General features: G+C 62.4%; 22 protein-coding genes. 20 read left to right on the top strand and 2 right to left on the bottom strand.

Annotation, left to right across the window (positions count from 1 at the left end; translation table 11 throughout):
• The first annotated feature begins 284 nt into the window (after positions 1 to 284).
• From ACKUG4_RS03650 to ACKUG4_RS03705, 12 genes are all read left to right on the top strand, one after another.
• Entirely contained in the window at positions 285 to 1637 is a 1353-nt protein-coding gene (locus ACKUG4_RS03650) for a TolC family outer membrane protein (RefSeq protein WP_011331849.1), read from the top strand.
• A 34-nt stretch (positions 1638 to 1671) separates the two neighbouring features.
• Positions 1672 to 3828, top strand: a complete 2157-nt coding sequence (locus tag ACKUG4_RS03655; RefSeq protein ID WP_039773034.1) for a type I secretion system permease/ATPase — start codon at positions 1672 to 1674, stop codon at positions 3826 to 3828.
• Positions 3818 to 5185, top strand: coding sequence for an HlyD family type I secretion periplasmic adaptor subunit (locus ACKUG4_RS03660; protein ID WP_011331851.1), 1368 nt, complete (start codon positions 3818 to 3820; stop codon positions 5183 to 5185). Before ACKUG4_RS03655 ends, ACKUG4_RS03660 begins: the two co-directional genes overlap by 11 nt.
• Before the next feature lie 370 nt (positions 5186 to 5555).
• Positions 5556 to 6452 (top strand): TauD/TfdA dioxygenase family protein, encoded by an 897-nt coding sequence (locus ACKUG4_RS03665; RefSeq protein WP_064592579.1) that lies wholly within the window; start codon positions 5556 to 5558, stop codon positions 6450 to 6452.
• Positions 6453 to 6470: 18 nt separating this feature from the next.
• Complete coding sequence (locus ACKUG4_RS03670) at positions 6471 to 7496, top strand: ABC transporter substrate-binding protein (protein ID WP_007957722.1); 1026 nt, start codon at positions 6471 to 6473, stop codon at positions 7494 to 7496.
• 5 nt (positions 7497 to 7501) lie between these two features.
• A complete protein-coding gene (locus ACKUG4_RS03675) occupies positions 7502 to 8362 on the top strand; it encodes an ABC transporter ATP-binding protein (RefSeq protein ID WP_007957720.1) in 861 nt (286 codons plus the stop codon).
• Positions 8363 to 8382: 20 nt separating this feature from the next.
• Positions 8383 to 9249: an ABC transporter permease gene (locus ACKUG4_RS03680; protein WP_011331855.1), complete on the top strand. Its 867-nt coding sequence runs from the start codon at positions 8383 to 8385 to the stop codon at positions 9247 to 9249.
• A gap of 58 nt (positions 9250 to 9307) precedes the next feature.
• Entirely contained in the window at positions 9308 to 10225 is a 918-nt protein-coding gene (locus tag ACKUG4_RS03685) for a LysR family transcriptional regulator (protein WP_445433484.1), read from the top strand.
• 102 nt (positions 10226 to 10327) lie between these two features.
• A complete protein-coding gene (locus tag ACKUG4_RS03690) occupies positions 10328 to 11863 on the top strand; it encodes an MFS transporter (RefSeq protein WP_445433485.1) in 1536 nt (511 codons plus the stop codon).
• Between the two features lie 18 nt (positions 11864 to 11881).
• Complete coding sequence (locus ACKUG4_RS03695; protein WP_085613328.1) at positions 11882 to 12952, top strand: HlyD family secretion protein; 1071 nt, start codon at positions 11882 to 11884, stop codon at positions 12950 to 12952.
• Positions 12949 to 14460, top strand: a complete 1512-nt coding sequence (locus tag ACKUG4_RS03700; RefSeq protein ID WP_445433486.1) for an efflux transporter outer membrane subunit — start codon at positions 12949 to 12951, stop codon at positions 14458 to 14460. Before ACKUG4_RS03695 ends, ACKUG4_RS03700 begins: the two co-directional genes overlap by 4 nt.
• A 55-nt stretch (positions 14461 to 14515) precedes the next feature.
• Positions 14516 to 16096, top strand: coding sequence for a glycosyltransferase family 39 protein (locus ACKUG4_RS03705; RefSeq protein WP_445433487.1), 1581 nt, complete (start codon positions 14516 to 14518; stop codon positions 16094 to 16096).
• Positions 16097 to 16140: 44 nt separating this feature from the next.
• Here ACKUG4_RS03705 and ACKUG4_RS03710 read toward each other — a convergent pair whose 3' ends face one another.
• Positions 16141 to 16899 carry a slipin family protein gene (locus tag ACKUG4_RS03710; protein ID WP_039773021.1) on the bottom strand — a complete coding sequence of 253 codons (759 nt, stop codon included), beginning with the start codon at positions 16897 to 16899 and terminating at the stop codon, positions 16141 to 16143.
• Positions 16900 to 16901: 2 nt separating this feature from the next.
• Complete coding sequence (locus tag ACKUG4_RS03715) at positions 16902 to 17429, bottom strand: NfeD family protein (RefSeq protein WP_445433488.1); 528 nt, start codon at positions 17427 to 17429, stop codon at positions 16902 to 16904.
• A gap of 197 nt (positions 17430 to 17626) precedes the next feature.
• Between ACKUG4_RS03715 and ACKUG4_RS03720 the strand changes: the two genes are divergently transcribed.
• From ACKUG4_RS03720 to ACKUG4_RS03755, 8 genes are all read left to right on the top strand, one after another.
• Positions 17627 to 18088, top strand: coding sequence for an aminoacyl-tRNA deacylase (locus tag ACKUG4_RS03720; protein WP_007957669.1), 462 nt, complete (start codon positions 17627 to 17629; stop codon positions 18086 to 18088).
• Positions 18089 to 18217: 129 nt separating this feature from the next.
• A complete protein-coding gene (locus ACKUG4_RS03725) occupies positions 18218 to 18463 on the top strand; it encodes a DUF2789 domain-containing protein (protein ID WP_085613325.1) in 246 nt (81 codons plus the stop codon).
• Between the two features lie 88 nt (positions 18464 to 18551).
• Entirely contained in the window at positions 18552 to 18797 is a 246-nt protein-coding gene (locus ACKUG4_RS03730) for a type II toxin-antitoxin system Phd/YefM family antitoxin (RefSeq protein WP_445433489.1), read from the top strand.
• 121 nt (positions 18798 to 18918) lie between these two features.
• Positions 18919 to 19347, top strand: a complete 429-nt coding sequence (locus ACKUG4_RS03735) for a MarR family winged helix-turn-helix transcriptional regulator (protein WP_039773010.1) — start codon at positions 18919 to 18921, stop codon at positions 19345 to 19347.
• Entirely contained in the window at positions 19344 to 21407 is a 2064-nt protein-coding gene (locus ACKUG4_RS03740; protein ID WP_445433490.1) for an FUSC family protein, read from the top strand. The genes ACKUG4_RS03735 and ACKUG4_RS03740 overlap by 4 nt, the downstream gene beginning before the upstream one ends.
• Positions 21404 to 21613 carry a DUF1656 domain-containing protein gene (locus ACKUG4_RS03745; RefSeq protein WP_064592598.1) on the top strand — a complete coding sequence of 70 codons (210 nt, stop codon included), beginning with the start codon at positions 21404 to 21406 and terminating at the stop codon, positions 21611 to 21613. The genes ACKUG4_RS03740 and ACKUG4_RS03745 overlap by 4 nt, the downstream gene beginning before the upstream one ends.
• Positions 21610 to 22497 (top strand): efflux RND transporter periplasmic adaptor subunit, encoded by an 888-nt coding sequence (locus tag ACKUG4_RS03750; RefSeq protein ID WP_064592600.1) that lies wholly within the window; start codon positions 21610 to 21612, stop codon positions 22495 to 22497. Before ACKUG4_RS03745 ends, ACKUG4_RS03750 begins: the two co-directional genes overlap by 4 nt.
• Positions 22494 to 23936: an efflux transporter outer membrane subunit gene (locus ACKUG4_RS03755; protein WP_064382679.1), complete on the top strand. Its 1443-nt coding sequence runs from the start codon at positions 22494 to 22496 to the stop codon at positions 23934 to 23936. Before ACKUG4_RS03750 ends, ACKUG4_RS03755 begins: the two co-directional genes overlap by 4 nt.
• Positions 23937 to 23972: the final 36 nt, after the last annotated feature.

Here is a 23972-nt window from a genome sequence, read left to right on the forward strand (position 1 = left end):
ACTTTTAAAAAAAAGATGAAGCAAAGTTGACGCTGCTGCTCGTCAATATTTTGGCTAGATTCTTTCGCTATTAACTTTATGCCAAACTATTGACCTTCTGGGTGCCATCCTAAACAATCGTCCCAGTAATGTCACATTGATATTTATGCGGCGACCTGCCCTTCAGCGTGTGATCCAGTTCCGGTTTTAAACTTTCCGACATACGGTCATTCCGGTTGCCATCTTCCGACGCAGCTCACCAATTTGCTGTGATTCAAGACAAGAAGTTCTGGGAAATCTTTACCATGCGTTCGCACCTGTTCAAGGCTCTACCCTTCGCTCTCGCCGCCTCTTTCGTACAAGCACAATCCTTACCAGAAGCCATGCAGCAGGCGCTGGATGTCCATCCGGAAATCCAGGCAGGGGTCAACAGTCGGCTGGCCGCGGATTATCAATTAAAGGCTGCAAAAGGTGGATACCTGCCCAAGGTCGATCTGCTGGGCGGTTATGGTCGTGAAGGCACCGACAGCGTGACCACCCGCGCCAATGGTGGCGGCAATCACTGGGAAACCCTGAACCGCAGCGAGTCAAGTTTACGTCTGTCGCAAATGGTTTTTGACGGTTTTGCGACGTCCAGCGAAGTCGGGCGTCAACAAGCCACCGTCAACTCCCGCGCGTATTCCCTGCTCGGCACTTCCGAACGCACCGCGCTGACCGTGGCCCAGGTTTATCTGGATGTGCTGACCCGTCGCGAATTCGTGCGTCTGGCCGAAGAAAACCTCAAAAGTCACCAACGCATCTACGACCAGATCCAGCTGCGCACCCAGCGCGGCGTCGGCAGCGGGGCCGACCTCGATCAGGCCGAAGCGCGGATGGCCCAGGCCCGCAACAACCTGATCACCGAGCAGACCAACCTCGCCGATTCGGAAACCAACTTCCTCAGCGCTGTCGGCCAGATGCCCGATCAGTTGGAGCGTCCGGCGCCGTTCATGGCGATGATGCCGGCCAACCTGAATGAAGCGCGCCAGCAGATGCTGGAAAACAGCCCGATCCTGCGTTCGGCCGAGTCCGATATCGCCGCGGCCGAGAAGCAATACGAGACTGCCAAGTCGACCTTCTACCCGCGCTTCGACGCCGAGCTGGGCCGCACTGCCGACAACGACCTCGACGGCCAGAACGGTCACAACAACGAATGGCAGGCCATGTTGCGCATGCGCTTCAACCTGTATTCGGGCGGCAGCAACAAGGCGGATCTGGAATCCAAGTCCTACCTGTCGAACCAGGCGCTGGATATCCGCAACAACGCCTTGCGCCAATTGAATGAAGAACTGGGCCTGGCCTGGAACGCCCTGAACAACGCCAACGCCCAGGTGCCGATCGCTCAGCAGTACGTTGATCACAGCACCTCGGTGCGCACTGCTTATCAGCGCCAGTTCAGCCTCGGCGAACGGACCCTGCTGGATTTGCTCGACAGCGAAAACGAGCTGTTCACCGCTTCGCGGCGTCTGGCTGAAATCAAAAACATTCAGTTATTTACTCAGTATCGAATCAAGGCGACCATGGGCGAATTGCTCAAGAGCCAGGGAGTGGTCGCACCCTTGGCATCCGTTGTGCAGAACGACGTGAAGCCCAAGGTCCAGCTGCCTGGGATGAATTGAGTTGTCCCTTTTCAACTGCTAAAGAGTGTCGAGCGTGGAATCAGAAGTCAGTCGAGTTCATCTCAGTCATGATCCACGCGCGTTGCACGACGATCCGTTACTGGATGGTCTGCTCGCTCTTTGCATGCTCCACCAGAAACCTGCCAGCGCGGCGATGCTGACCACCGGCCTGCCGTTGCCCAAACAACGCCTGAGTGTCGAGCTGCTGCCCCGTGCAGCGGCGCGCGCCGGGCTGCAAGGGCGGGTGCTGCAGCGCAAGCTTGAAGAAATTCCGGCGATTGCCATGCCGGCGCTGTTGCTGCTCAAGGATGGCCGCAGTGCCGTCCTGCTCGGCTGGCAGGGTGAGAATGAAGCACGGGTGCTGCTCAGCGAAAGCGACGGCGGCGAATCCCTGGTCAGCCGCGAGCTGCTGGCCGACGACTACACCGGCAAAGTGTTCTTCGCCCAACCCCAGCACAAATTCGACGTCAACCACGGCACGCTGATCCCGCGTGCGCGCTCGTGGTTTCGCGACACCCTCAAGCGTTCGCGCTGGCTGTACGCCGACGCCATCGCCGCCAGTTTCCTGATCAACATCATCGCCATGGCTGCGCCGCTGTTCGTGATGAACGTCTACGACCGCGTGGTACCGAACCAGGCCGAAGCGACCCTGTGGGTGCTCGCGCTGGGCATCACCGGCGCCTATCTGTTCGACCTGATCCTCAAGAGCCTGCGCAGCCTGTGCCTGGATCTGGCCGGCAAGAAAACCGACCTGATCATCTCCGCCACGCTGTTCGAACGCATCGTCGGCATGGCCATGAAATACCGCCCGGCGCGGGTCGGCAGCTTTGCCCAGAACATTCATGAGTTCCAGAGCCTGCGCGACTTCCTCGCCTCGCTGACCCTGACCAGCCTGATCGACCTGCCGTTCACCATCCTGATCTTCATCGTCATCGCGATTCTCGGCGGGCATCTGGTGTGGATTCCGGTGCTGGCCTTCCCGATTGCGCTGCTGATCGGCTATGCCTTGCAGAAACCGCTGGTGGCAACCATGGAACGCACCATGGCCCTCGGCGCCGAGCGTCAGTCGAGCCTGATCGAAACCCTCGCCGGCCTCGACGCGGTGAAGGTCAACAACGCCGAAAGCGAACGCCAATATCAGTGGGAGCAAACCATCGGCACCCTCAGCCGCCTCGAGCTGCGGGTGAAAATGCTCTCCGGTCTGGCGATGAACATCACCCTGCTGATCCAGCAATTGGCCGGGGTGATCATGATCGTCTTCGGCGTGTACCAGATCATCGCCGGCAACCTGAGCATGGGCGGCCTGATCGCCTGCTACATGCTCAGTGGCCGCGCCCTCAGCCCGCTGGCGTCGCTGTCCGGTCTGCTGACCCGTTACCAGCAGGCGCGGGTGACCATGACTTCGGTCGACCAGATGATGGAGCTGCCGCAAGAGCGCAATTTCGAAGAGCGCCCGCTGAGCCGCAAGGTGCTGCAAGGCGCGATCGAATGCCGCCAGCTCAGCTTCACCTACCCGGAACAACAGAACCCGGCGCTGAAGAACATCAACCTGGTGATCCGTCCCGGCGAGAAGATCGGCATCATCGGTCGCAGCGGCTCGGGCAAAAGTTCGCTGGCGAAATTGCTGGTCGGCCTCTATCAGCCGGATGACGGCGCATTGCTGGTGGACGGCGTCGACATCCGCCAGATCGACGTCAGCGAGCTGCGCTACAACATCGGCTACGTGCCGCAGGACATCCAGCTGCTGGCCGGCACCCTGCGCGACAACCTGATTTCCGGCGCTCGTTACGTCGAAGACGAACTTGTCCTGCAGGCCGCTGAACTGGCCGGCGTCCACGAATTCGCCCGACTGCACCCGCAGGGTTATGAGCTGCAAGTCGGCGAGCGCGGGCAGAACCTGTCCGGTGGCCAGCGCCAGAACGTCGCGCTGGCCCGGGCGCTGTTGCTCAATCCGCCGATTCTGTTGCTCGACGAACCGACCAGCGCCATGGACAACACCGGCGAAGAACGCCTCAAGCAACGCCTCGCGGCGGTGGTGGAAAACAAGACCGTGGTGCTGGTGACGCACCGGGCATCGCTGCTGTCGCTGGTCGATCGCCTGCTGGTGGTCGACCGTGGGCAGATTCTCGCCGACGGCCCGAAAGCGGCCGTCATGGAAGCGTTGAAGAAGGGGCAGATCAGTGTTGCTTAAGTCGGGTTTCAAGGATTCGATCCGCCGCTACTTCAAGGGCTCGGCATCGCTGCAGGGCCAGCCGCTGCCAGAGGTCAACAAGGCCTTGATCGAGGACGCGCCGCGCGTGGTGCGGCTGACGATCTGGGCGATCATCGGTTTCTTCGTGTTCCTGATGCTGTGGGCCAACTTCGCCGTCATCGACGAAGTGACCAAGGGCGACGGCAAGGCGATTCCCTCGTCGAAGATCCAGAAAATCCAGAACCTCGAGGGCGGGATCGTCTCCGAGCTGTTCGTCAAGGAAGGCCAGATCGTCGAGGCCGGCGCGCCGCTGGTGCGTCTGGATGACACGCGTTTCGCCTCCAACGTCGGTGAAACCGAGGCTGATCGCCTGTCGATGCTGCTGCGGGTCGAGCGCCTGAGCGCCGAGGTCGATGACCGGCCGCTGAATTTCCCCGAGGACGTGCTCAAAGCCGTGCCGGGTCAGGCCAAGAGCGAAGAGTCGTTGTACATCAGCCGTCGCCAGCAACTGCACGACGAGGTCGGTGGCCTGCAGGAGCAGTTGATCCAGCGCCAGCAGGAGCTGCGCGAATTCACCTCGAAGCAGGCGCAATACCGCCAGCAACTCGGCCTGCAACGCCAGGAAATCAACATGTCCGAGCCGCTGGTGGCCCAGGGCGCGGTATCGCCGGTGGAAGTGCTGCGACTCAAGCGTGCCGAAGTGGAAACCCGTGGTCAGCTCGACGCCACCACCCTGGCGATCCCGCGCGCCGAATCGGCGATCAAGGAAGTACAGCGCAAGATCGACGAGACCCGCGGCAAATTCCGCAGCGAAGCCCTGACTCAGTTGAACGAGGCGCGCACCGACCTGAACAAGGCCCAGGCCACCGGCAAGGCGCTGGAAGACCGGGTCAGCCGTACGCTCGTCACCTCGCCGGTGCGAGGTATCGTCAACAAGATGCTGGTCAACACCATCGGCGGCGTGATCCAGCCGGGCAGTGACCTGCTGGAAATCGTACCGCTGGACGACACCTTGCTGGTCGAAGCGAAGATCCGCCCACAGGACATCGCGTTCCTGCATCCGGGCCAGGAGGCCACGGTGAAGTTCACCGCGTATGACTACACCATCTACGGTGGCCTGAAGGCCAAACTTGAGCAGATCGGCGCCGACACCATCACCGATGAAGACAAGAAAACCACCTACTACGTCATCAAGCTGCGCACCGAACGCAGCCATCTCGGCACTGACGAGAAGCCGTTGCTGATCATCCCGGGGATGGTGGCGTCGGTGGACATCATCACCGGCAAGAAGACCGTGCTGAGCTATCTGCTCAAGCCGATCATCCGGGCGCGGGCCGAGGCGTTGCACGAGCGTTGATTCTATTCGAGGCTGATGGCCTCATCGCGAGCAGGCTCGCTCCCACATTCGATCTGAGTCGAACACAGATTTTGCGTTTACTGGAGATCAAGTGTGGGAGCGAGCCTGCTCGCGAGGCGTCTGTCGGAACAACACATTCCGTCCAGAAGTGACACAAATGGTCACTCACCATCCAGTCTATTCCTAAGCATTCGCCATATCGTTATTCGTTAACAGTATTTAAATTCCGCTTCTTATAGCTATAAAGTCAGCCTCCTGCGTACCTGCCGACCAATCGGCGCGCCGCACGACACGAACCAACACGCAATCCAGCGTGAGTTTCTGATCGACGCGCGCGCCATCGAGCGCGCCGTGCGTGGGAGATTGATTGATGTCCGCAGCTACTGCTACCCCAAGCGCCGCGACTGCCGCGCCGCAAACCTTCGAAGTCCGCCCGTTCAGCGGTGCCGTCGGCGCCGAGATCATCGGCCTCGATCTGACCCGTCCGGTCAACGATGAAGACTTCGCCCGCATCCACCGCGCGCACCTCGATCACCACGTCGTGGTGTTCCGCGACCAGCGCATCACCCCGCAACAGCAGATCGACTTCAGCCGCCGCTTCGGCGTGTTGCAGATCCACGTGCTCAAGCAGTTCCTGCTGGCCAATCACCCGGAAATCCTCATCGTTTCCAACATCGTCGAAAACGGCCAGAACATCGGCCTCGGCGATGCCGGCAAGTTCTGGCACTCGGACCTTTCCTATAAAGAACTGCCGAGCCTCGGCTCGATGCTGCACGCCCAGGAACTACCGTCCGAAGGCGGCGACACCCTGTTCGCCGACATGCACAAAGCCTGGGACAGCCTGCCCGACGCGCTGCGCAAAGCCGTTGAAGGCCGCTCGGCTGCGCATTCCTACACCGCGCGCTACAGCGAAACCAAATTCGAAGGCAACTGGCGCCCGACCCTGACCCCGGAGCAACTGGCCCAGGTCGCCGAGGTCGTGCACCCGGTGGTCCGCACCCATCCGGAAAACGGCCGCAAGGCGTTGTTCGTCAGCGAAGGCTTTACCACCCGCATCGTCGGCCTGCCGGAAGACGAGAGCAAACAGCTGCTCGACGAGCTCTACGCCCACAGCGTGCTGCCGCAGAACATCTATCGCCATCAATGGCAGCCCCACGACATGGTGTTCTGGGACAACCGCTCGCTGATCCACCTTGCCGCCGGTTGCCCTGCGCACCTGCGCCGCAAGTTGTATCGCACCACCATTCAGGGCGATGCGCCTTTCTGATTTGCCGGAGATCCGATCATGTCCAAACGTCTTCCATTCGCACCGCTGGCGGCGGCCATCGGCCTCGGTTTCAGCCTGATCGCCGGCAGCCTGGTGGCGCCGACCGTGGCCCACGCCGAAGGTGAGATCCGCATCGCCGAGCAGTTCGGCATTGTTTATCTGTTGCTCAACGTGGTGCGCGATCAGGGACTGATCGAGAAGTACGGCAAGCAGGAAGGGCTCGACATCAAGGTCGACTGGACCCAGCTGTCCGGCGGCGCGGCGGTCAACGATGCGTTGCTCTCCGGCTCCATCGACATTGCCGGCGCCGGTGTCGGGCCGTTGCTGACGATCTGGGATCGCACCCACGGCAAGCAGAACGTCAAAGCCGTGGCCTCGTTGGGCAACTTCCCGTACTACCTGGTCAGCAACAACCCCAAGGTCAAAACCATCGCTGACTTCACCGAGAAGGACCGCATCGCGGTGCCGGCGGTGGGCGTTTCGGTGCAGTCGCGCTTCCTGCAATACGCGGCGGCCAAACAGTGGGGCGACAAGGAATTCAATCGCCTCGACAAGTACACCATCGCCGTTCCGCACCCGGACGCCACCGCCGCGTTGATTGCCGGCGGCACCGAACTGACCGGGCATTTCTCCAACCCGCCGTTCCAGGATCAGGCGCTGGAGAATCCGAACGTCCACGTCGTGCTTAATTCCTATGACGTACTCGGCCCGAATTCGCCGACCGTGCTGTTCGCCACCGAGAAATTCCGCAACGAGAACCCGAAAACCTACAAGGCATTCGTCGAAGCGCTGACCGAAGCCGCACAGTTTGCGCAGAACGATAAAGGCGCGGCGGCCGATACATACATCCGTGTGACCAAGGCCAAGATCGACCGCGCAGCGTTGCTGAAAATCATCGACAACCCGCAATTCGAATTCAGCGTCACGCCGAAAAACACCTACCCGCTCGCCGAATTCCTCTACCGCGTCGGCGCGATCAAGAACAAACCCGAATCGTGGAAGGACTACTTCTTCCAGGACGCCAAACCGTTGCAGGGGAGCTGATCGACATGAACGCCCCTTTGCAAGGCCACGCGGCCAGCAACCCGATCGCCACTGCGCAAGCGCTGTTGGCGGTCGATCAGGTCAGCCTCGAATACCGCACGCCGCAGCGCGTCGTGCGGGCCACCCATCAGGTCAGCTTCGAAGTCGATCAACAGGATCGCTTCGTGCTGCTCGGTCCTTCCGGCTGCGGTAAATCCACCTTGCTCAAAGCCGTCGCCGGGTTCATTGCACCGTGCGAGGGCGAGATCCGTCTGCAGGGCCAGCGGGTCGACGCGCCGGGACCGGACCGGATCGTGGTGTTTCAGGAGTTCGATCAACTGCCACCGTGGAAAACCGTCAAACAGAACGTGATGTTTCCGCTGCTGGCTTCGCGCACGCTGAAGAAAAAGGAAGCCGAGGAGCGTGCGCTGCACTATCTGGAAAAGGTCGGTCTGGCCGCTTTCGCCGATGCCTATCCGCACACCTTGTCCGGCGGCATGAAAGCGCGGGTGGCGATTGCCCGGGCGCTGGCGATGCAGCCGAAAATCCTGCTGATGGACGAGCCGTTCGCCGCGCTGGATGCCCTGACCCGACGCAAGATGCAGGAGGAATTGCTGCTGCTCTGGGAGGAGGTGCGGTTCACCTTGCTGTTCGTCACCCACTCGATTGAAGAAGCGCTGGTGGTGGGCAATCGGATCCTGCTGTTGTCGCCGCATCCGGGCCGGGTGAGGGCGGAAGTGCACAGTCATCAATACGATTTGCACAGCCTCGGCGGTGTAGCGTTTCAGGAATCGGCGCGGCGCATTCACCGGTTGCTGTTCGATGAAGGACAGTCGCCGGAAACCGAGCGCGAACTGGATTTCACCGATATCCGCATCGCTTATTGAGCCGCCTGGAGGATTGCCCGATGAGCCATTCATCATCCGTACGTCAAGAATTCGAAAACGATCTGCAACCGCTGACCAGCGTCCCGGTGGAGCGCGAGCTGCCGCTCGGCCAGCGCCTGTGGCAACAGGGCTGGCTGCGCAAAAGCGTGATCCTGATTTTGCTCGCCGTGCTCTGGGAGGTTGTGGCCCGGGTGCAGAACAACGACCTGCTGCTGCCGAGCTTCTTGCAGACCAGTCACGCGCTGTATGACGGCCTGCTCAGCGGCGAACTGCTGGGCAAGGTGTGGATCTCGCTGGTGGTGCTGATCAAGGGTTACCTGATCGGCATTGTCCTGGCCTTCGCCCTGACCACGCTGGCGGTTTCGACCCAGGTTGGTCGGGACTTGCTCAGCACCCTGACCTCGATGTTCAACCCGCTGCCGGCGATTGCCCTGTTGCCGCTGGCGTTGCTGTGGTTCGGCCTGGGCCAGAACAGCCTGATTTTCGTGCTGGTGCATTCGGTGCTGTGGGCGTTGGCGTTGAACACTTACGCCGGGTTTCTCGGCGTCTCGGAAACCCTGCGCATGGCCGGGCGCAACTACGGTTTGAAGGGCATGCGCTTCGTGCTGTTCATCCTGATTCCGGCAGCGCTGCCATCGATCCTCGCCGGGCTGAAAATCGGCTGGGCCTTCGCCTGGCGCACCCTGATCGCCGCCGAGCTGGTGTTCGGTGCCACCAGCGGTAAGGGTGGTTTGGGCTGGTACATCTTCCAGAACCGCAATGAGTTGTACACCGACAAGGTGTTTGCCGGTCTGGCGGTGGTGATCCTCATCGGTTTGCTGGTGGAGAACCTGGTGTTCGACACGCTGGAGCGGGTGACGGTGAAGCGCTGGGGGATGCAGCGCTGATTTTCTGATCTGCTAGCATTGCGTGCGAATCAATCCTGATCAGTCACGAGTGCTCAGCATGCAACTCCCGGACATGAACCTGTTGGTCGCCCTCGACACTTTGCTCGACGAGGGCAGTGTGGTCGGCGCCGCGCGGCGGATGAACCTCAGCCCGGCGGCCATGAGCCGCACCCTGACGCGGATTCGCGAAGCCATTGGCGATCCGATTCTGGTGCGCGCCGGTCGCGGTCTGGTGCCGACGCCCAAGGCCCTGGAGCTGCGCGAGCAGGTGCGCGATGTGGTCGAGCAGGCGGCGTTGCTGTTTCGCTCGGCCGATGCCGTGGAGCTGGGCACGTTGCGCCGGCGCTTCAGCATTCGTGCCAACGATTTTTTCGTCGGGGTGTACGGCGGCAAGCTGTTCGACACCCTCGATCAACTGGCGCCGCACTGTGAGCTGCGCTTCGTGCCCGAGGGTGACGGTGACGATGAAGCCCTGCGCGAAGGGCGGATCGATCTGAGCGTGAGCAACACACGCCCGGTGACGCCGGAAGTCAAAGTGCAGAACCTGTTTTCCACCCACTTTGTCGGTCTGGTGCGCGAGGATCATCCGCTGCTGGATGGCGAGATCACGGCCGAACGTTACGCCGGTTTTTCCCACATCAGCATGTCCCGCCGGGGCATCGCCCGTGGGCCCATCGACACCGCTTTGAATGCCCTGGGGCTGGAGCGGCGGGTGGCAGTGATTGCGCCGAGTTTCCACGCGGCGATGTTTGCCCTGCCAGACTCTGACCTGATCCTGCCAGTGCCCAAGGAAGCGCTGCTCAGCGTGCGGCGGCTGGGCTTGAAGCTGCGCTCGTTCAATCTTCCGGTCCCGTTGCCGACCCTGATGCTGACCCAGGCTTGGCACCCGCGTTTCGACAAGGATCCGGCCCACCGCTGGCTGCGTGAAACCCTCAAGACTTGCTGCGACGAAACCTGGCTGGCGGCGCAGCCCTGACGATTGCGTCTGGCGCACTTATAAGCTGCCAATAAGTCAATTTTCGTCAGCACTAAGCCCTACTAACATGCTCCGGTATTTTTCCCTCCGGAGTTTGCTTGCATGACATCCCTGACGGTCACGGCGCCGATCGCCGCAACCGCTCCGATGGCAGCCGCGCCACCGGTGTTCGGGGCGCGGATCATCATCGGTCTGGTCGGCGTGCTGCTGGCGGTGCTGGTGTCGGGTCTCAACGAGATGGTGACCAAGGTCGCCCTGGCCGACATTCGTGGCGCCCTGAGCATCGGCTACGACGAAGGCACCTGGCTGGTCGCCGGCTACACCGCGACCTCGGTGGCGGCCATGGCATTCGCGCCGTGGTGCTCGGTGACCTTTTCCCTGCGTCGCTTCACCCTGTGCGCCATCGGCGTGTTCACCCTGCTCGGGGTGCTCTGTCCGTTCGCCCCGAACTACGAAAGCCTGTTGCTGATGCGCATCCTGCAAGGCCTGGCTGGCGGCGCGTTGCCGCCGATGCTGATGACCGTCGCGCTGCGATTCCTGCCGGCCAACATCAAGCTTTACGGTCTGGCCGGTTACGCCCTGACCGCGACGTTCGGCCCCGGTCTCGGCACGCCGCTGGCGGGGTTGTGGACCGAGTACGTCGGCTGGCAATGGACGTTCTGGCAAATCATCGTGCCGTGCCTGATTGCCATGGCGATGGTTGCCTGGGGCATTCCACAGGATCCGCTGCGCCTGGAGCGCCTCAAGTCGTTCAACTGGAAAGGCCTGCTGCTGGGCTTTCCGGCGATCTGCATGCTGGTGATCGGCCTGTTGCAGGGCAATCGCCTGGACTGGTTCGAATCCAACCTGATCTGCGCTTTGCTCGGCGCCGGTTCGCTGTTGCTGGTGGCGTTTCTGATCAATGAATGGTCGCAGCCAATCCCGTTTTTCAAGTTGCAGATGCTCGGCATCCGCAACCTGTCGTTCGCCCTGATGACATTGGCCGGCGTGCTGGTGGTGCTGCTGGCGGTGGTGCTGATTCCATCGAGTTATCTGGCTCAGGTGCAGGGTTACCGGCCGGTACAGACCGCGCCGATCATGCTGATCGCGGCGTTGCCGCAGTTGATCGCGCTGCCGCTGGTGGCGGCGCTGTGCAACCTGCGCTGGGTCGATTGCCGCTGGGTGCTCGGCGTCGGTTTGAGCATGTTGACCCTGTCGTGCCTGGGCGGCTCGCAACTGACCTCGGAATGGATTCGCGACGATTTCTACGTCCTGCAATGGCTGCAGATTTTCGGCCAGCCGATGGCGGTGCTGCCGCTGTTGATGTTGTCGACCGGCAGCATCCAGCCCCAGGACGGGCCGTTCGCCTCGGCCTGGTTCAACACCGTGAAAGGCTTGGCGGCGGTGGTCGCCACCGGCGTGATCGAAGCACTGACCACGGCGCGCCTGCATTTTCACTCGACGATGCTGGTCGATCGCCTCGGCAACTCACCGCTGGCCGCAAGCAATGACCCCGGCCTCGCCCATCGTCTGCACGAACAGGCGGTGGTGCTGACTTCCTCGGATCTTTATCTGTGCATGGCCGGCGTCGCGGTGGCGCTGATCCTGCTGATTTTCTGGCTGCCGACGCGGATCTTTCCGCCGCGCGCGCCGACCTGACTGGAACAGAAGGTTTTTATGACGACTCAAGCAAAGCAAAAACTCGCGGTGGCCGTAGCCGCTGCGCTGGCGGTTGGTGTGCTGGTGTATCTGGCGATGCCCGGCCTGTTCGGCAAACGCACCCAGCAGAACACCAACGATGCGTTCGTCTCTGCCGACTTCACCCTGGTGGTGCCGCGTGTGGCCGGATTCATCAAAGAGGTGCTGGTGGAAGACAACCAGCAGGTCAAGGCCGGGCAATTGCTGGCGCTGATCGATGACCGCGACCTGCGCGCCGCCGCCGAAGCCGCCGATGCGCAAACCCTGGTCGCCCGCGCTCAATTGCAGAACGCCAAGGCCACGCTGGAGCGCCAAACTTCGGTGATCGCTCAGGCGCAGGCGTCGGTGGTTTCGGCCAAGGCTGAAATGGCTTTCGCCCAGCAGGAATTGAACCGCTACAACCACTTGGCCGGCGTCGGTGCCGGCACCGTGCAGAACGCGCAGCAGGCGCGCACCCGGATTGATCAGGCTTCTGCGCGGCTGGACACGGCCACCGCGAAACTGGCGGCGGAACGTAAGCAGGTCGAGATTCTGACGGCGCAGCGCGATGCCGCCGAAGGCAGTTTGAAGCACGCTCAGGCCGCGCTGGAAATCGCCAGTTTCGAGCTGTCCTACACGCGCATCACCGCGCCCCAGGACGGCATGATCGGCGAGCGCGCCGTACGGGTCGGCGCCTATGTGACGCCGGGCAGCAAACTGCTGGCGGTGGTGCCGCTGAAACAGGCCTATGTGGTCGCCAACTTCCAGGAAACCCAGCTCACCGACGTGCAGCCGGGGCAGGACGTGGTCGTGCGGGTCGACAGCCTCGGCGGCGAAGCCCTCACCGGCCGTGTCGAAAGCATCGCCCCGGCTACCGGCGTGACCTTCGCGGCGGTCAAACCGGACAACGCCACCGGCAACTTCACCAAAGTTGTGCAGCGGATTCCGGTGAAGGTCCTGTTGGATCCGGGCCAGCCGCTGGCCGAACGGCTGCGAGTGGGGATGTCGGTAGAGGCGAGCATCGACACCGAAAGCTCGGCCACCTCGGTGCGTGAGGTGACGCAGCGATGAAGCGCTTTCAGTCCATGACGGTTGTCCTGAGTCTGTCGGCGTTGGCGGCGTGCACCGTCGGCCCGGACTTCCAGAAACCCGAAGCCACCCGGATTGCCGAGTGGGCAAAACCGTCAAAAAGTGCCCCCAGCCAGGCCGTCAGCGAACCGTTGAACGAGCGCTGGTGGGAAGTCTTTCACGACGCACAGCTCTCGGCCCTGACTCAGCGCGCCTTGCGCAGCAACCTCGACCTGCAACTGGCCAGCAGCCGCCTGCAACAAAGCCGCGCTGCCCGTCAGGTGATCAGCGCCGACCGCTATCCGACGACCGCCGCCACCGGCAGCTACGCCCGCAAACGCAACAGCGGCGAAGGCTTGAACGACCCGTCCGGGCACAACGGCGATTCCGCCTTCAACCTGTGGGATGCCGGTTTCTCCGCCTCCTGGGAACTGGACTTCTGGGGCCGTGTGCGCCGGGAAACCGAAGCGGCCGATGCCAATCTCGAAGTCGCGGAAAACGACCGTCGCGGTGTGCTGCTGGCGGTGCTCGCGGACACCGCGCAGAACTACATCCAGCTGCGTGGTGTGCAGAACACCCGCGCGGTCACCGAGCAGAACCTCGACGTGGCGCGGCACAGCCTGAAGCTCTCGCAACTGCGCCTCAACGATGGCGTGGCCACCGATCTCGACGTCGCCGAAGCCGCCGCGCAGGTGGCGGCCATCGAATCGCGCCTGCCGGCGCTGGAGCAACGTCAGGCGCAACTGATCAACGCCATCAGCCTGTTGATGGGCGAACCGCCACAGGCCTTGGCTCAAGAGTTATCCACAGACGCGCCGGTGCCGCAGTCGCCATTGACCGTCGCCATCGGCCTGCCGTCGCAACTGGCCGAACGCCGCCCGGACATTCGCCAGGCCGAAGCCCGGTTGCATGCCGCCACCGCCAACATCGGCGTGGCCAAGGGCGATTTCTATCCGCGCATCACCCTGTCCGGCAACCTCGGCTCGCAAGCCATGCAACTCAGCGATTTCGGTTCCTGGGGCTCTCGCGCCTTCGGCATCGGCCCGCAGTTCAGCCTGCCGCTGTTCGACGGCGGCCGCTTGCGCGGCATGCTGCAACTGCGCGAAGCCCAGCAGCAGGAAGCGGCGATCGGTTATCAACAGACCGTCCTGCGCGCCTGGCACGAAATCGACGACCAGTTGACCGCCTACAACGCCAGCCAGCGCCGCCGCGACAGCCTCGCCGAAGCCGTGCGCCAGAACCAGATCGCCCTGCGCACCGCGCAACAGCAATACGTCGAAGGCGTGGTCGACTTCGTCAACGTCCTCACCGTGCAAGGCGCACTGCTCGCCACCCAGGAACAATGGGTGGAAAGCTCCACCGGCGTTTCACTGGCGATGGTCGGGCTGTACCGGGCGCTGGGTGGGGGATGGGAGTCGGTGTACCCAGACGAGAACCGGACCGCCGTGTTGCCGGGTGTCGCGAAAGCGCCAGCCGGCGTCGACGATTCTGCTGTGGCTGACCTAAAGTGATGAGCAGGTTGGCGCGTCATACTCTCGTGGCGCAACGGCGCGGCAAGAGGAAACAATGGCGGTTAACAGAGTCACGCCAATGGGCGACACGCAAGATCCCTTTGCCGCACCCGGCTCCTGGTTCGGCAGTCTGCGCTGGGTGCGCTGGGTAAAACACCATTGGCTGTGGCCGATCCTCGCGCTGGCGGCGTTCGTGCGTTTTTATGACCTGACGGCGGCGGCGATCTGGGGCGATGAAGGGTCCAGTCTGCTGTTGGCGCGCTATCCGTTGAGCGAAATCTGGAAGCACGCAGCCTTCGATGTGCATCCGCCGCTGTACTTCATACTGCTGCATGGCTGGATCGAGCTGTTCGGTGACGGCATCTTCGCGATCCGCTGCCTGAGTGCGCTGGCCGGCATCGCGGCGGTCGGGTTGGGCGTCTGGCTGGTGGATCGCCTGGCCACACGCCGGGCCGCCTTCATCGCCGGTCTGTTGCTGGCGCTGCTGCCGACAGCGGTGCGCTACAGCCAGGAAGTGCGCATGTACGCGTTGCTCGGAGGACTGTTGCTCGCCGCGAGCCTGGCGCTGGTTTACTGGATCAGGCGCCCCCAGCGAAACCGCTATCTGGTGATTTACGCGTTGTTGATGAGCGCGGCCTTCTACACCCACTACTTCGCCGTTCTCGCGGTTTTGTGTCACTGGCTCTACCTGATCGCGATCCGCGTACAGCGCGGTTATCGATTCCGCCATATCCAGCGTTGGAACTGGTGGCTGGCGAACCTGGCCATCGTCGTGCTGTACCTGCCCTGGCTGCCCAATCTGTTCGACTTGATGCAGCACATGGAACAGCTCAGGGCCGGCGGCGATGTCGGCTGGGAGCCGGCCGTCACCTTGAGTTCGCTGCCGTCGATGATCTGGTCGTGGTTGATTCAGGACGATGGCGATACGTTACCGCTGCTGACGTTCGCAGCGTTGCCCCTGGCATTGCTGGCACTGGCGGCTGTCGCGGTGATGCGCGATCGCAGCGTGTCGCGCGGCAGTATGCTGTTGGCGCTGTACACCGGACTGCCGCTGCTGCTGGTATTTGCGGTGTCGTTCATCACGCCGGTCTTCGTCGAGCGCTATTTGACGGCGTACGCCCTGGGGTTGCCGATGCTGGCGGCGTTGGCCATTGACCGTTTGTACAGCCACGCACGGTTGCTCGCTTTGGCGGTGTTGTTCTCACTGATCGGCGTGGAACTGCTCGGCGTGAACAACAACGCCACCGTCGACAGCGATGATCAGTTCGACCGCGTGGTGAACTACGTCAATCGGCATTTCCTGCCGGGCGATCGTATCGTCACCAGCGACATGCTCTGGTACTTGAGCTACGTCTATTACGACCGCAGCGGTGCGCAGGTGCGCCTCTTTACTCCGCCGACAGCAGACGGCCGTTCGACACAACCGAATGAGTACGGCTTCGGCACACTGGTGAGCCGCGACGTCTATCTGGACAGCCTCGCACAATTGCCGGGGCATGGACGGGTCTGGCTGGTCGGGACGTTCGGCGCTGCGGAAGAATTCTCACCCTTACCCGCCACCTGGCAGCCCGGCGCCGAAGTCCATGCCGGCGGCGCCAACGCACGCCTGTTCATCCCCCAGCCACCACTCGACTAAAGCCGCACCTCTATAGACGCCGCTGCCGACTGCGAGCTTTTGCCTCAGGATTTACCTGACAAATCTGCCATGCCCTTGAGCAGTTCGATCGGCAACGGAAAGACGATGGTCGAGCTCTTGTCGCCGGCAATCGAACTCAAGGTCTGCATGTAGCGCAGTTGCATGGCGCCGGGCTGGCGACCGAGCATTTCGGCGGCCTGCATGAGTTTTTCCGAGGCCTGCAATTCGCCTTCGGCGTGGATCACCTTGGCGCGCCGTTCCCGCTCGGCTTCGGCCTGCTTGGCGATGGCGCGCACCATCGATTCGTTGAGATCGACGTGCTTGATCTCGACATTGGCGACCTTGATTCCCCAGGCGTCGGTCTGGGCGTCGAGCACTTGCTGGATGTCGATGTTCAGGCGTTCGCGTTCGGCCAGCAGTTCGTCCAGCTCATGTTTGCCGAGCACCGCGCGCAGGGTGGTCTGGGCCAGTTGGCTGGTGGCCATGAGGAAGTCTTCGACCTGGATGATCGCTTTCTGCGGGTCGAGCACGCGGAAGTACAGCACCGCGTTGACCTTCACCGACACGTTGTCGCGGGTGATCACGTCCTGCGGCGGCACGTCGAGGACGATGGTTCGCAGATCGACCCGGACCATTTGCTGCACCACCGGAATCAGCAGGATCAGCCCCGGCCCTTTGACCTGCCAGAAGCGTCCGAGCTGGAACACCACGCCGCGTTCGTATTCGCGCAGGATGCGGAACGTCGAGCCGGCCAGGGCGATCAGCAACAGCAGCAGCGCGACAAAACCGATTTGCAGACCCATGATCACTCTCCGAGCGGTGCCGCGTCAGTCGCGGCCACTTGCAGCAACAGACCCTTGCGCCCGACCACCCGCACCGGTTGCCCGGTGTGCAGCGGTGTGGCGCTCAGCACCTGCCAGCGTTCTCCTTGCAACTGCACCCAGCCGTTGCGGCTGTCTTCCGGTTGCACCACCGTCACCGCCGTGACACTGCCGAGCAGGCCGGCATCGCCGCTGACCGGTTGGCGCGGTCGGGTTTTCAGGGCGCGGACCAGCAGCGCGATCAGCAACAGGGCGCTGACCAGGCCGAGGCCGATCATCATCGGTACCGGCAGTTCGGCGTTGCTCAGGATCAGCGCGCCGATCACAAACATGACGATGCCGCCGAGGCCGATCACCCCGTAGTTGGGCAGCGCGGCTTCGGCGATCAGAAACGCGATGCCCAGGGTGATCAGCCACAGACCGACCGGGCTGACAGCGGTAAACGGGGTGTCTGCCGCAACCACCGATTCACTCAGCAGCAACAGGGCAAACGCACAGCAACGGATGTTCACGTGACCCTCCGCGAGAGTCAGGGGTTGTTCTTACAGTCTAGTTGAGGCTGTGGCTGGATGAATTTTGATCAATTCTCCCCGCCCCGCCAGTGGGCGGATTTCCCGGTGTGCGCGGCCGACGGGACTAGACTTTGAAGGACAGCCACAGCGTTTCATTACCGTCCGCCGCGCAGCGTCGGCGGGCACCGAGGTGCATCATGCGTATGGCCAAGAAAGTGCAGAGCAGCCTCAACCGGGCGCAATGCGAATATGACATCGTCACCCACCCGCACTCGTCCAGCAGCCTGGAAACGGCGCGGGTCTCCGGGATTGCCGCAGAACGGGTGGCCAAATCGGTGATCCTGGACGACCGTCACGGGCACTACCTGATGGCGGTGCTGCCCGCCAGCCGACACCTGGACTTGAGCAAGGTGCGCAGCAGCGGCGAATGGCAAATCACCCGCGAAAGCAATCTGGCGCACATTTTCGACGACTGCGAACGCGGCGCCGTACCGCCACTGGGCGATTCCTATGGCCTGGACATGGTCATCGACCCGCTGCTGACCCGGCAGAAAGACATCTACCTGGAAGCCGGCAACCACAACAACCTGCTGCACATGAGCATGCCCGAGTTCCTGAAAATGGTGCCGCATGCGCAGGTGCGGGAGTTGAGTCAGTAGCTTTTTTAGCGTCTGTGCCGACGCCAATCGCGAGCAAGCCCGCTCCCACAGGTTCTGCGCTAAACCTGTGGGAGCGGGCTTGCTCGCGAAAAATCTTTCACACCCTATAAATCTCGCAGGAGTTCCGACATGGAAAACCCGACGCACAGCCTCCCATCCCTGTTCAAGCAACTCGGCCTGGACAACGACCCGGTCAGCATCGACCAGTTCATCGCCACCCATTCCCCGCTCAAACCCGAACTGCACCTGTGCGACGCGTTTTTCTGGAGCGAGAGCCAGGCGGATTTCCTGCGGGACGAGATTCTCGATGATGCGGATTGGGCAGAGGTGGTGGATCAGCTGGATGTGATGTTGAGGAAGGGGCGGGGCGCTTAGTCAGCGTAAAATTTCGTCACAGGATATCCTCAATCGCCCTCTCTATCTGGGGTAGCTTCCGATTTCAAAGAAGACTGGAAGCTGAAAAATGCAAAGATTCCCCCCGGTAAAAATGATCAGTGTCGAGGCTTTTAAAGAAAATTTTGATGCGGTAATCGAGGACGTCAAATATGAGCCAGTCGTTTTACAAAAGCACAGTCAAGTTTTAGCTGTCCTGCTTTCCGCATCATTGTATGAGGCGGTTATTGAACGGCTGGACGATCAGTATTTGGCGTTGATCATTCACTCGCGACGCAATGAAATTGGAAAACCCATCGAGCTGGATCAACTGTAAAAAACCTTCGAGGAGATTTGTTTCAAAACTTGACTGAATTTCCCCTCCAATGCGATATTGATAGTTAGCAAACTAACAGTGTGTGCATTCCCTCGTGCCGAATAACCTCGACGCTCTCCAGATGAACATCAGCAGTGCCATGGTGGTGGCCGCCAGGCATTGGCGGAAGATCTGCCAGACCACGCTGGTCAACTATGGAATTTCCGAAGCCTGCGCCGTCCCGTTGTTGATGATCGGGCGGTTGGGCGAGGGTGTGCGCCAGGTGCAGGTGGCGCAGGCGGCGGGGATGGAGTCGCCGTCGCTGGTGCGCCTGCTCGATCAGTTGTGTCACGCCGGGTTTGTCTGCCGCACCGAAGATGCCCAGGACCGTCGCGCCAAATGCCTGAGCCTGACCGACGCCGGCCGTGAGCTGGTGCAAGCGGTGGAGGCGCAACTGGTACGTCTGCGTCATGAAGTGCTCGAAGGCATCGACCAGCGCGATCTGGAGGCTACGCTTCGAGTACTGAGAGCTTTTGAGGCGGCCACTCCGCCAACGGTGATCAATCCGTGAACGGGTTCTTTTCCGGCATGCCCCCGGCGCGGGACTGGTTCTACGGGGTCCGCACGTTTGCGGCCTCGATGACCGCGCTGTACATCGCCTTGCTCATGCAGATGCCGCGTCCGTACTGGGCGATGGCCACGGTGTACATCGTTTCCAGCCCTTTCCTCGGCCCGACCAGTTCCAAGGCGTTGTATCGGGCGATCGGCACGTTTCTCGGTGCGGCGGCGGCGGTGTTGTTCGTGCCGATGTTCGTCCAGAGCCCGTATGTGCTGGTGGTGGTCATCGCCTTGTGGACGGGTATTCTGCTGTTTCTGTCCCTGCATTTGCGCACCGCCAACAACTACGCGCTGATGCTGGCCGGCTACACCTTGCCGTTGATCGCCCTGCCGGTGGTGGATAACCCGCTGGCGGTGTGGGACGTGGCCGAGTCGCGGACCGAGGAAATCTTTCTCGGCATCGCCGTAGCGGCGGTGGTCGGCGCAATGTTCTGGCCACGACGCCTGGCGCCGGTGTTCAACGACGCCGTGGGCAAATGGTTCGCCGACGCCACGACCTACAGCCTGAAATTCCTCAGCCGCGACGTGCAGCCCGAAGAGGTCGCAGCCCTGCGCATGGCCATGGTCGGCAGTTTCAACAGCCTGGAGTTGATGATCGGCCAGTTGCCGCACGAAGGTGCGCGGCCGCAAACCGTACGCAACACCAAGGAACTGCGCGGCCGGATGATTCACCTGCTGCCGGTGATCGATGCCCTCGAAGATTCGCTTTACGCCCTCGAAAGGCGCACGCCCGAGCTGGTGGAAAAGTTCGCACCACTGCTCACCGCGACTCGCGAATGGCTCGGCCACAAAGACGCCGATCTCGACCGCTGGCAAGCCCTGCGGGATCAGCTCGAAGCGCTGCAACCGAGCGCCGAAGCCCTGGAAGATCGCAAACAGTTGCTGTTTTCCAACGCGCTGTATCGCCTCGGCGAGTTCATCGATCTTTGGCAGGACTGCCGCAGCCTGCAGGACGCGATTCTGTGCGAACGTCAGGACAGCTGGCGCGCGGTCTATCGCCACTGGCGCCTTGGGCGTCTGACGCCATTCATCGACCGCGGGCTGATGCTGTATTCGGTGGCCTCGACCATTCTGGCGATCATCGTTGCCTCGGTGTTGTGGATCCTGCTGGGCTGGACCGACGGCGGCAGCGCGGTGATTCTGGCGGCGGTGTCATGCAGCTTCTTCGCCTCGATGGACGACCCGGCGCCGCAGATTTACCGGTTCTTTTTCTGGACCGGAATGTCGGTGCTGTTTGCCAGTCTGTACCTGTTTCTGGTACTGCCGAACCTGCATGACTTTCCGATGCTGGTGCTGGCGTTCGCGGTGCCGTTCATCTGTGTCGGCACCCTGACGGTGCAGCCACGCTTCTACCTCGGCATGCTGCTGACGCTGGTCAACACCTCGTCGTTCATCAGCATTTCCGGTGCTTACGACGCGGACTTCTTTGCCTTCGTCAATTCCAACCTGGCGGGCCCGATTGGGTTGTTGTTCGCGTTTATCTGGACCCTGATCGCCCGGCCGTTCGGCGCCGAACTGGCGGCCAAGCGCCTGACCCGTTTCAGCTGGAAAGACATCGTCAGCATGACCGAACCCGCGAACCTCGCCGAACACCGGCAACTGGGTGTGCAACTGCTCGACCGTCTGATGCAGCACCTGCCGCGTCTGGCGCTGACCGGGCAGGACACCGGCATCGCCATGCGCGAAGTGCGCGTAGGGCTGAACCTGCTCGACCTGCTCGCCTACACACCGCGAGTGACGGGCGCGCCGAACGCGTTGCTCAAGCAAGTGGTGGCAGAGGTCGGCGAGTATTTCCGGGCCTGCCTCAAGGCCGGCGAACGCCTGCCGGCGCCAAGCGCCTTGCTGATGACCATGGATCGCACCCGCCGTGCGCTCAACGGCCACGGCGATGAAGAAACCCGGCTCAATCTGTTGCACGCCTTGAGCGGTTTGCGCCTGGCGCTGTTGCCCGGCGTGGAATTCGTTTCCAACGCAGAGCCCGAAGAACCGCTGCCCGAAGGAGCGCCCCTATGATCGGTGATCTGGATATCAGCGGCATTTTCCTGCCGACCCTGCTGGTGTTGATGGGCATCACTTATGTGTTGTTTGTGTTGGTACACGGCGTGCTCACACGCCTGCATTTCTACCGTCTGGTCTGGCACCGGGCATTGTTCAACGTGGCTCTCTACGCCTTGATGCTGTACGGCGTGGATTCACTCAGTCGATACCTGATGACATGAAAAAACCGTTTCTGACCCTCGGTCGCGTCGTCCTGACGCTGCTGATCGTGACTTTCGCCGTCGTCGTGGTCTGGCGCATGGTGATGTATTACATGTTCGCGCCCTGGACCCGCGACGGCCACATTCGCGCCGACATCGTGCAGATCGCCCCGGACGTGTCCGGGCTGATCCAGCAGGTCGAAGTGAAAGACAACCAGTTGGTGAAGCGCGGCCAGGTGCTGTTCAGCATCGACCAGGACCGTTTCAAACTGGCGCTGCGCCAGGCCAGGGCGGCGGTCGCCGATCGCGAAGAAACCCTGGCTCAGGCGCAGCGTGAAGCCAAGCGTAACCGTGGTCTGGGCAATCTGGTGCCGGCCGAACAGCTGGAAGAAAGCCTGTCGAAAGTGGCCCGCGCGCAATCGGCCCTGGCCGAAGCGCTGGTGGCGGTGGACAGCGCTCAGCTCAACCTCGATCGCTCGGTGATCCGCAGCCCGGTGGACGGCTACGTCAACGACCGTGCGCCACGCTCGCAGGAATTCGTCACCGCCGGGCGTCCGGTGTTGTCGGTGGTCGACAGCAATTCGTTCCACATCGACGGCTATTTCGAAGAAACCAAACTCGACGGCATCCACATTGGGCAATCGGTGGATATCCGCGTGATCGGCGACCGCGCCCGCTTGCGCGGACATGTCGAAAGCATCGTCGCCGGTATCGAAGACCGCGACCGTTCGAGCGGCAGCAACCTGCTGCCCAACGTCAATCCGGCGTTCAGTTGGGTGCGTCTGGCGCAACGGATCCCGGTGCGCATTGCCTTCGACGACGTACCGGATGATTTCCGCATGATCGCCGGGCGTACCGCCACTGTGTCGATCATCGACGATCAACCGCAGGAGCCCGCCAAATGAGCAGGGCTCTGATGATCGCCGGTTTGGGCATGATGCTGTCGGCCTGCTCGATGGTCGGGCCGGACTACCACGTGCCCGAAGACGCGGCGATCCAGCGCAAGGATTTCCAGGGCGACCTGGCGGTGGCCGGCAAACCGGTGGTGTCGGCCCCGGTGCCGGCGGACTGGTGGCGGCTGTACCAGGATCCGCGTCTGGATCAACTGGTGCAGCAGGCCATGGCGTCCAACACCGATCTGCGAGTGGCGGCGGCGAACTTGTCGCGGGCCCGTGCGCAGGTCGATGAAGCCGAAGCGGCCGGTGGCTGGAGCGGCGGCGTGAAGATGGGCGCGCAACGCTTGCAGGAATCCGGCGAGGCGTTCCTGCTGCCGGAGAAAGTGCCGGTGGCCAACATCGGCGATATCGGCATCAGTGCGTCCTATCAGTTCGATCTGTGGGGCACGTTGCAACGCGGGATCGAAGCGGCGAAGGCCAACGCCGACGCGACCCAGGCCGCGGCCGATACCGCGCGCATCACTCTGGTCGCCGACGTGGTGCGGGCCTACACCCAGGTCTGCGCGGCCAACGAAGAACGGGAAATCGCCCAGCATTCCCTCGACCTGCAATCCCAGAGCACCACCCTGATCCAGCGCCTGCGCGATGCCGGGCGTGGCGACGAAACCCAGGTCACCCGTTCGCAGACCCAATTCAAATCCCTGCGCGCCGACATGCCGCGTTATGAGGCGGCGCGGCAGGCCGGGTTGTTCCGGCTGTCGATGCTGCTGGCCAAGCCTGTCGATCAACTGCCGGCCGGCACCGCGACCTGTGCCGAGCTGCCGAAAATCGCGCAACTGGTGCCAGTCGGTGACGGCGCCGCGCTGCTCAAGCGTCGGCCGGACATCCGCCAGGCCGAGCGGCGTCTGGCGGCCGCGACCGCCGGGATCGGCATCGCCACCGGCGAGCTGTACCCGGACATCAGTTTCGGCGCGACGATCGGCACCGTCGGCATTCTGGATAACCTTGGCAAACCCTCCACCAACCGCTGGGGCTTCGGCCCGTCGCTGAGCTGGAGCGTGCCGACCAACGGCGCCCGGGCCCGCATCCGTGAAGCCGAAGCCACGACCCAGGGCGCGCTGGCGCATTTCGACGGCGTGGTGCTCAACGCCATCCGTGAAACCCAGACCGGCCTGTCCCAGTACTCCGCGCTGCTGCAACGCCGCGATGCACTGGCCGATGCCGAGCAGTCGGCGAAACTGGCGGCGGATCAGACACACCGCTTCTTCCAGGCCGGCCGCGAGTCGTTCCTCGCCGACCTGCAGGCCACCCGCACCTACACCGATGTCACCGCGCAACTGGCCGCCGCCAACACCCAGGTTGCCATGAGCCAGATCGATTTGTTCCTCGCCCTGGGCGGCGGTTGGGAAAGCGGACGAACGCAAGCCTCGAGCGCCAGCAAACCCTGAGGCCGTTGCTATGCTTTGAAGTATTGAAAGGGCGCC

This window comes from Candidatus Pseudomonas auctus (assembly GCF_048654275.1).
GTDB classification, from domain to species: domain Bacteria; phylum Pseudomonadota; class Gammaproteobacteria; order Pseudomonadales; family Pseudomonadaceae; genus Aquipseudomonas; species Aquipseudomonas pharyngis.

Bases quoted from the DNA above. Each gene is read 5' to 3' on its own strand.
- ACKUG4_RS03650 (WP_011331849.1), top strand. From the start codon at position 285: ATGCGTTCGCACCTGTTCAAGGCTCTACCCTTCGCTCTCGCCGCCTCT.
- ACKUG4_RS03665 (WP_064592579.1), top strand. From the start codon at position 5,556: ATGTCCGCAGCTACTGCTACCCCAAGCGCCGCGACTGCCGCGCCGCAA.
- ACKUG4_RS03670 (WP_007957722.1), top strand. From the start codon at position 6,471: ATGTCCAAACGTCTTCCATTCGCACCGCTGGCGGCGGCCATCGGCCTC.
- ACKUG4_RS03675 (WP_007957720.1), top strand. From the start codon at position 7,502: ATGAACGCCCCTTTGCAAGGCCACGCGGCCAGCAACCCGATCGCCACT.
- ACKUG4_RS03680 (WP_011331855.1), top strand. From the start codon at position 8,383: ATGAGCCATTCATCATCCGTACGTCAAGAATTCGAAAACGATCTGCAA.
- ACKUG4_RS03685 (WP_445433484.1), top strand. From the start codon at position 9,308: ATGCAACTCCCGGACATGAACCTGTTGGTCGCCCTCGACACTTTGCTC.
- ACKUG4_RS03690 (WP_445433485.1), top strand. From the start codon at position 10,328: ATGACATCCCTGACGGTCACGGCGCCGATCGCCGCAACCGCTCCGATG.
- ACKUG4_RS03695 (WP_085613328.1), top strand. From the start codon at position 11,882: ATGACGACTCAAGCAAAGCAAAAACTCGCGGTGGCCGTAGCCGCTGCG.
- ACKUG4_RS03700 (WP_445433486.1), top strand. From the start codon at position 12,949: ATGAAGCGCTTTCAGTCCATGACGGTTGTCCTGAGTCTGTCGGCGTTG.
- ACKUG4_RS03705 (WP_445433487.1), top strand. From the start codon at position 14,516: ATGGCGGTTAACAGAGTCACGCCAATGGGCGACACGCAAGATCCCTTT.
- ACKUG4_RS03710 (WP_039773021.1), bottom strand. From the start codon at position 16,899: ATGGGTCTGCAAATCGGTTTTGTCGCGCTGCTGCTGTTGCTGATCGCC.
- ACKUG4_RS03720 (WP_007957669.1), top strand. From the start codon at position 17,627: ATGCGTATGGCCAAGAAAGTGCAGAGCAGCCTCAACCGGGCGCAATGC.
- ACKUG4_RS03725 (WP_085613325.1), top strand. From the start codon at position 18,218: ATGGAAAACCCGACGCACAGCCTCCCATCCCTGTTCAAGCAACTCGGC.
- ACKUG4_RS03730 (WP_445433489.1), top strand. From the start codon at position 18,552: ATGCAAAGATTCCCCCCGGTAAAAATGATCAGTGTCGAGGCTTTTAAA.
- ACKUG4_RS03735 (WP_039773010.1), top strand. From the start codon at position 18,919: ATGAACATCAGCAGTGCCATGGTGGTGGCCGCCAGGCATTGGCGGAAG.
- ACKUG4_RS03745 (WP_064592598.1), top strand. From the start codon at position 21,404: ATGATCGGTGATCTGGATATCAGCGGCATTTTCCTGCCGACCCTGCTG.
- ACKUG4_RS03750 (WP_064592600.1), top strand. From the start codon at position 21,610: ATGAAAAAACCGTTTCTGACCCTCGGTCGCGTCGTCCTGACGCTGCTG.
- ACKUG4_RS03755 (WP_064382679.1), top strand. From the start codon at position 22,494: ATGAGCAGGGCTCTGATGATCGCCGGTTTGGGCATGATGCTGTCGGCC.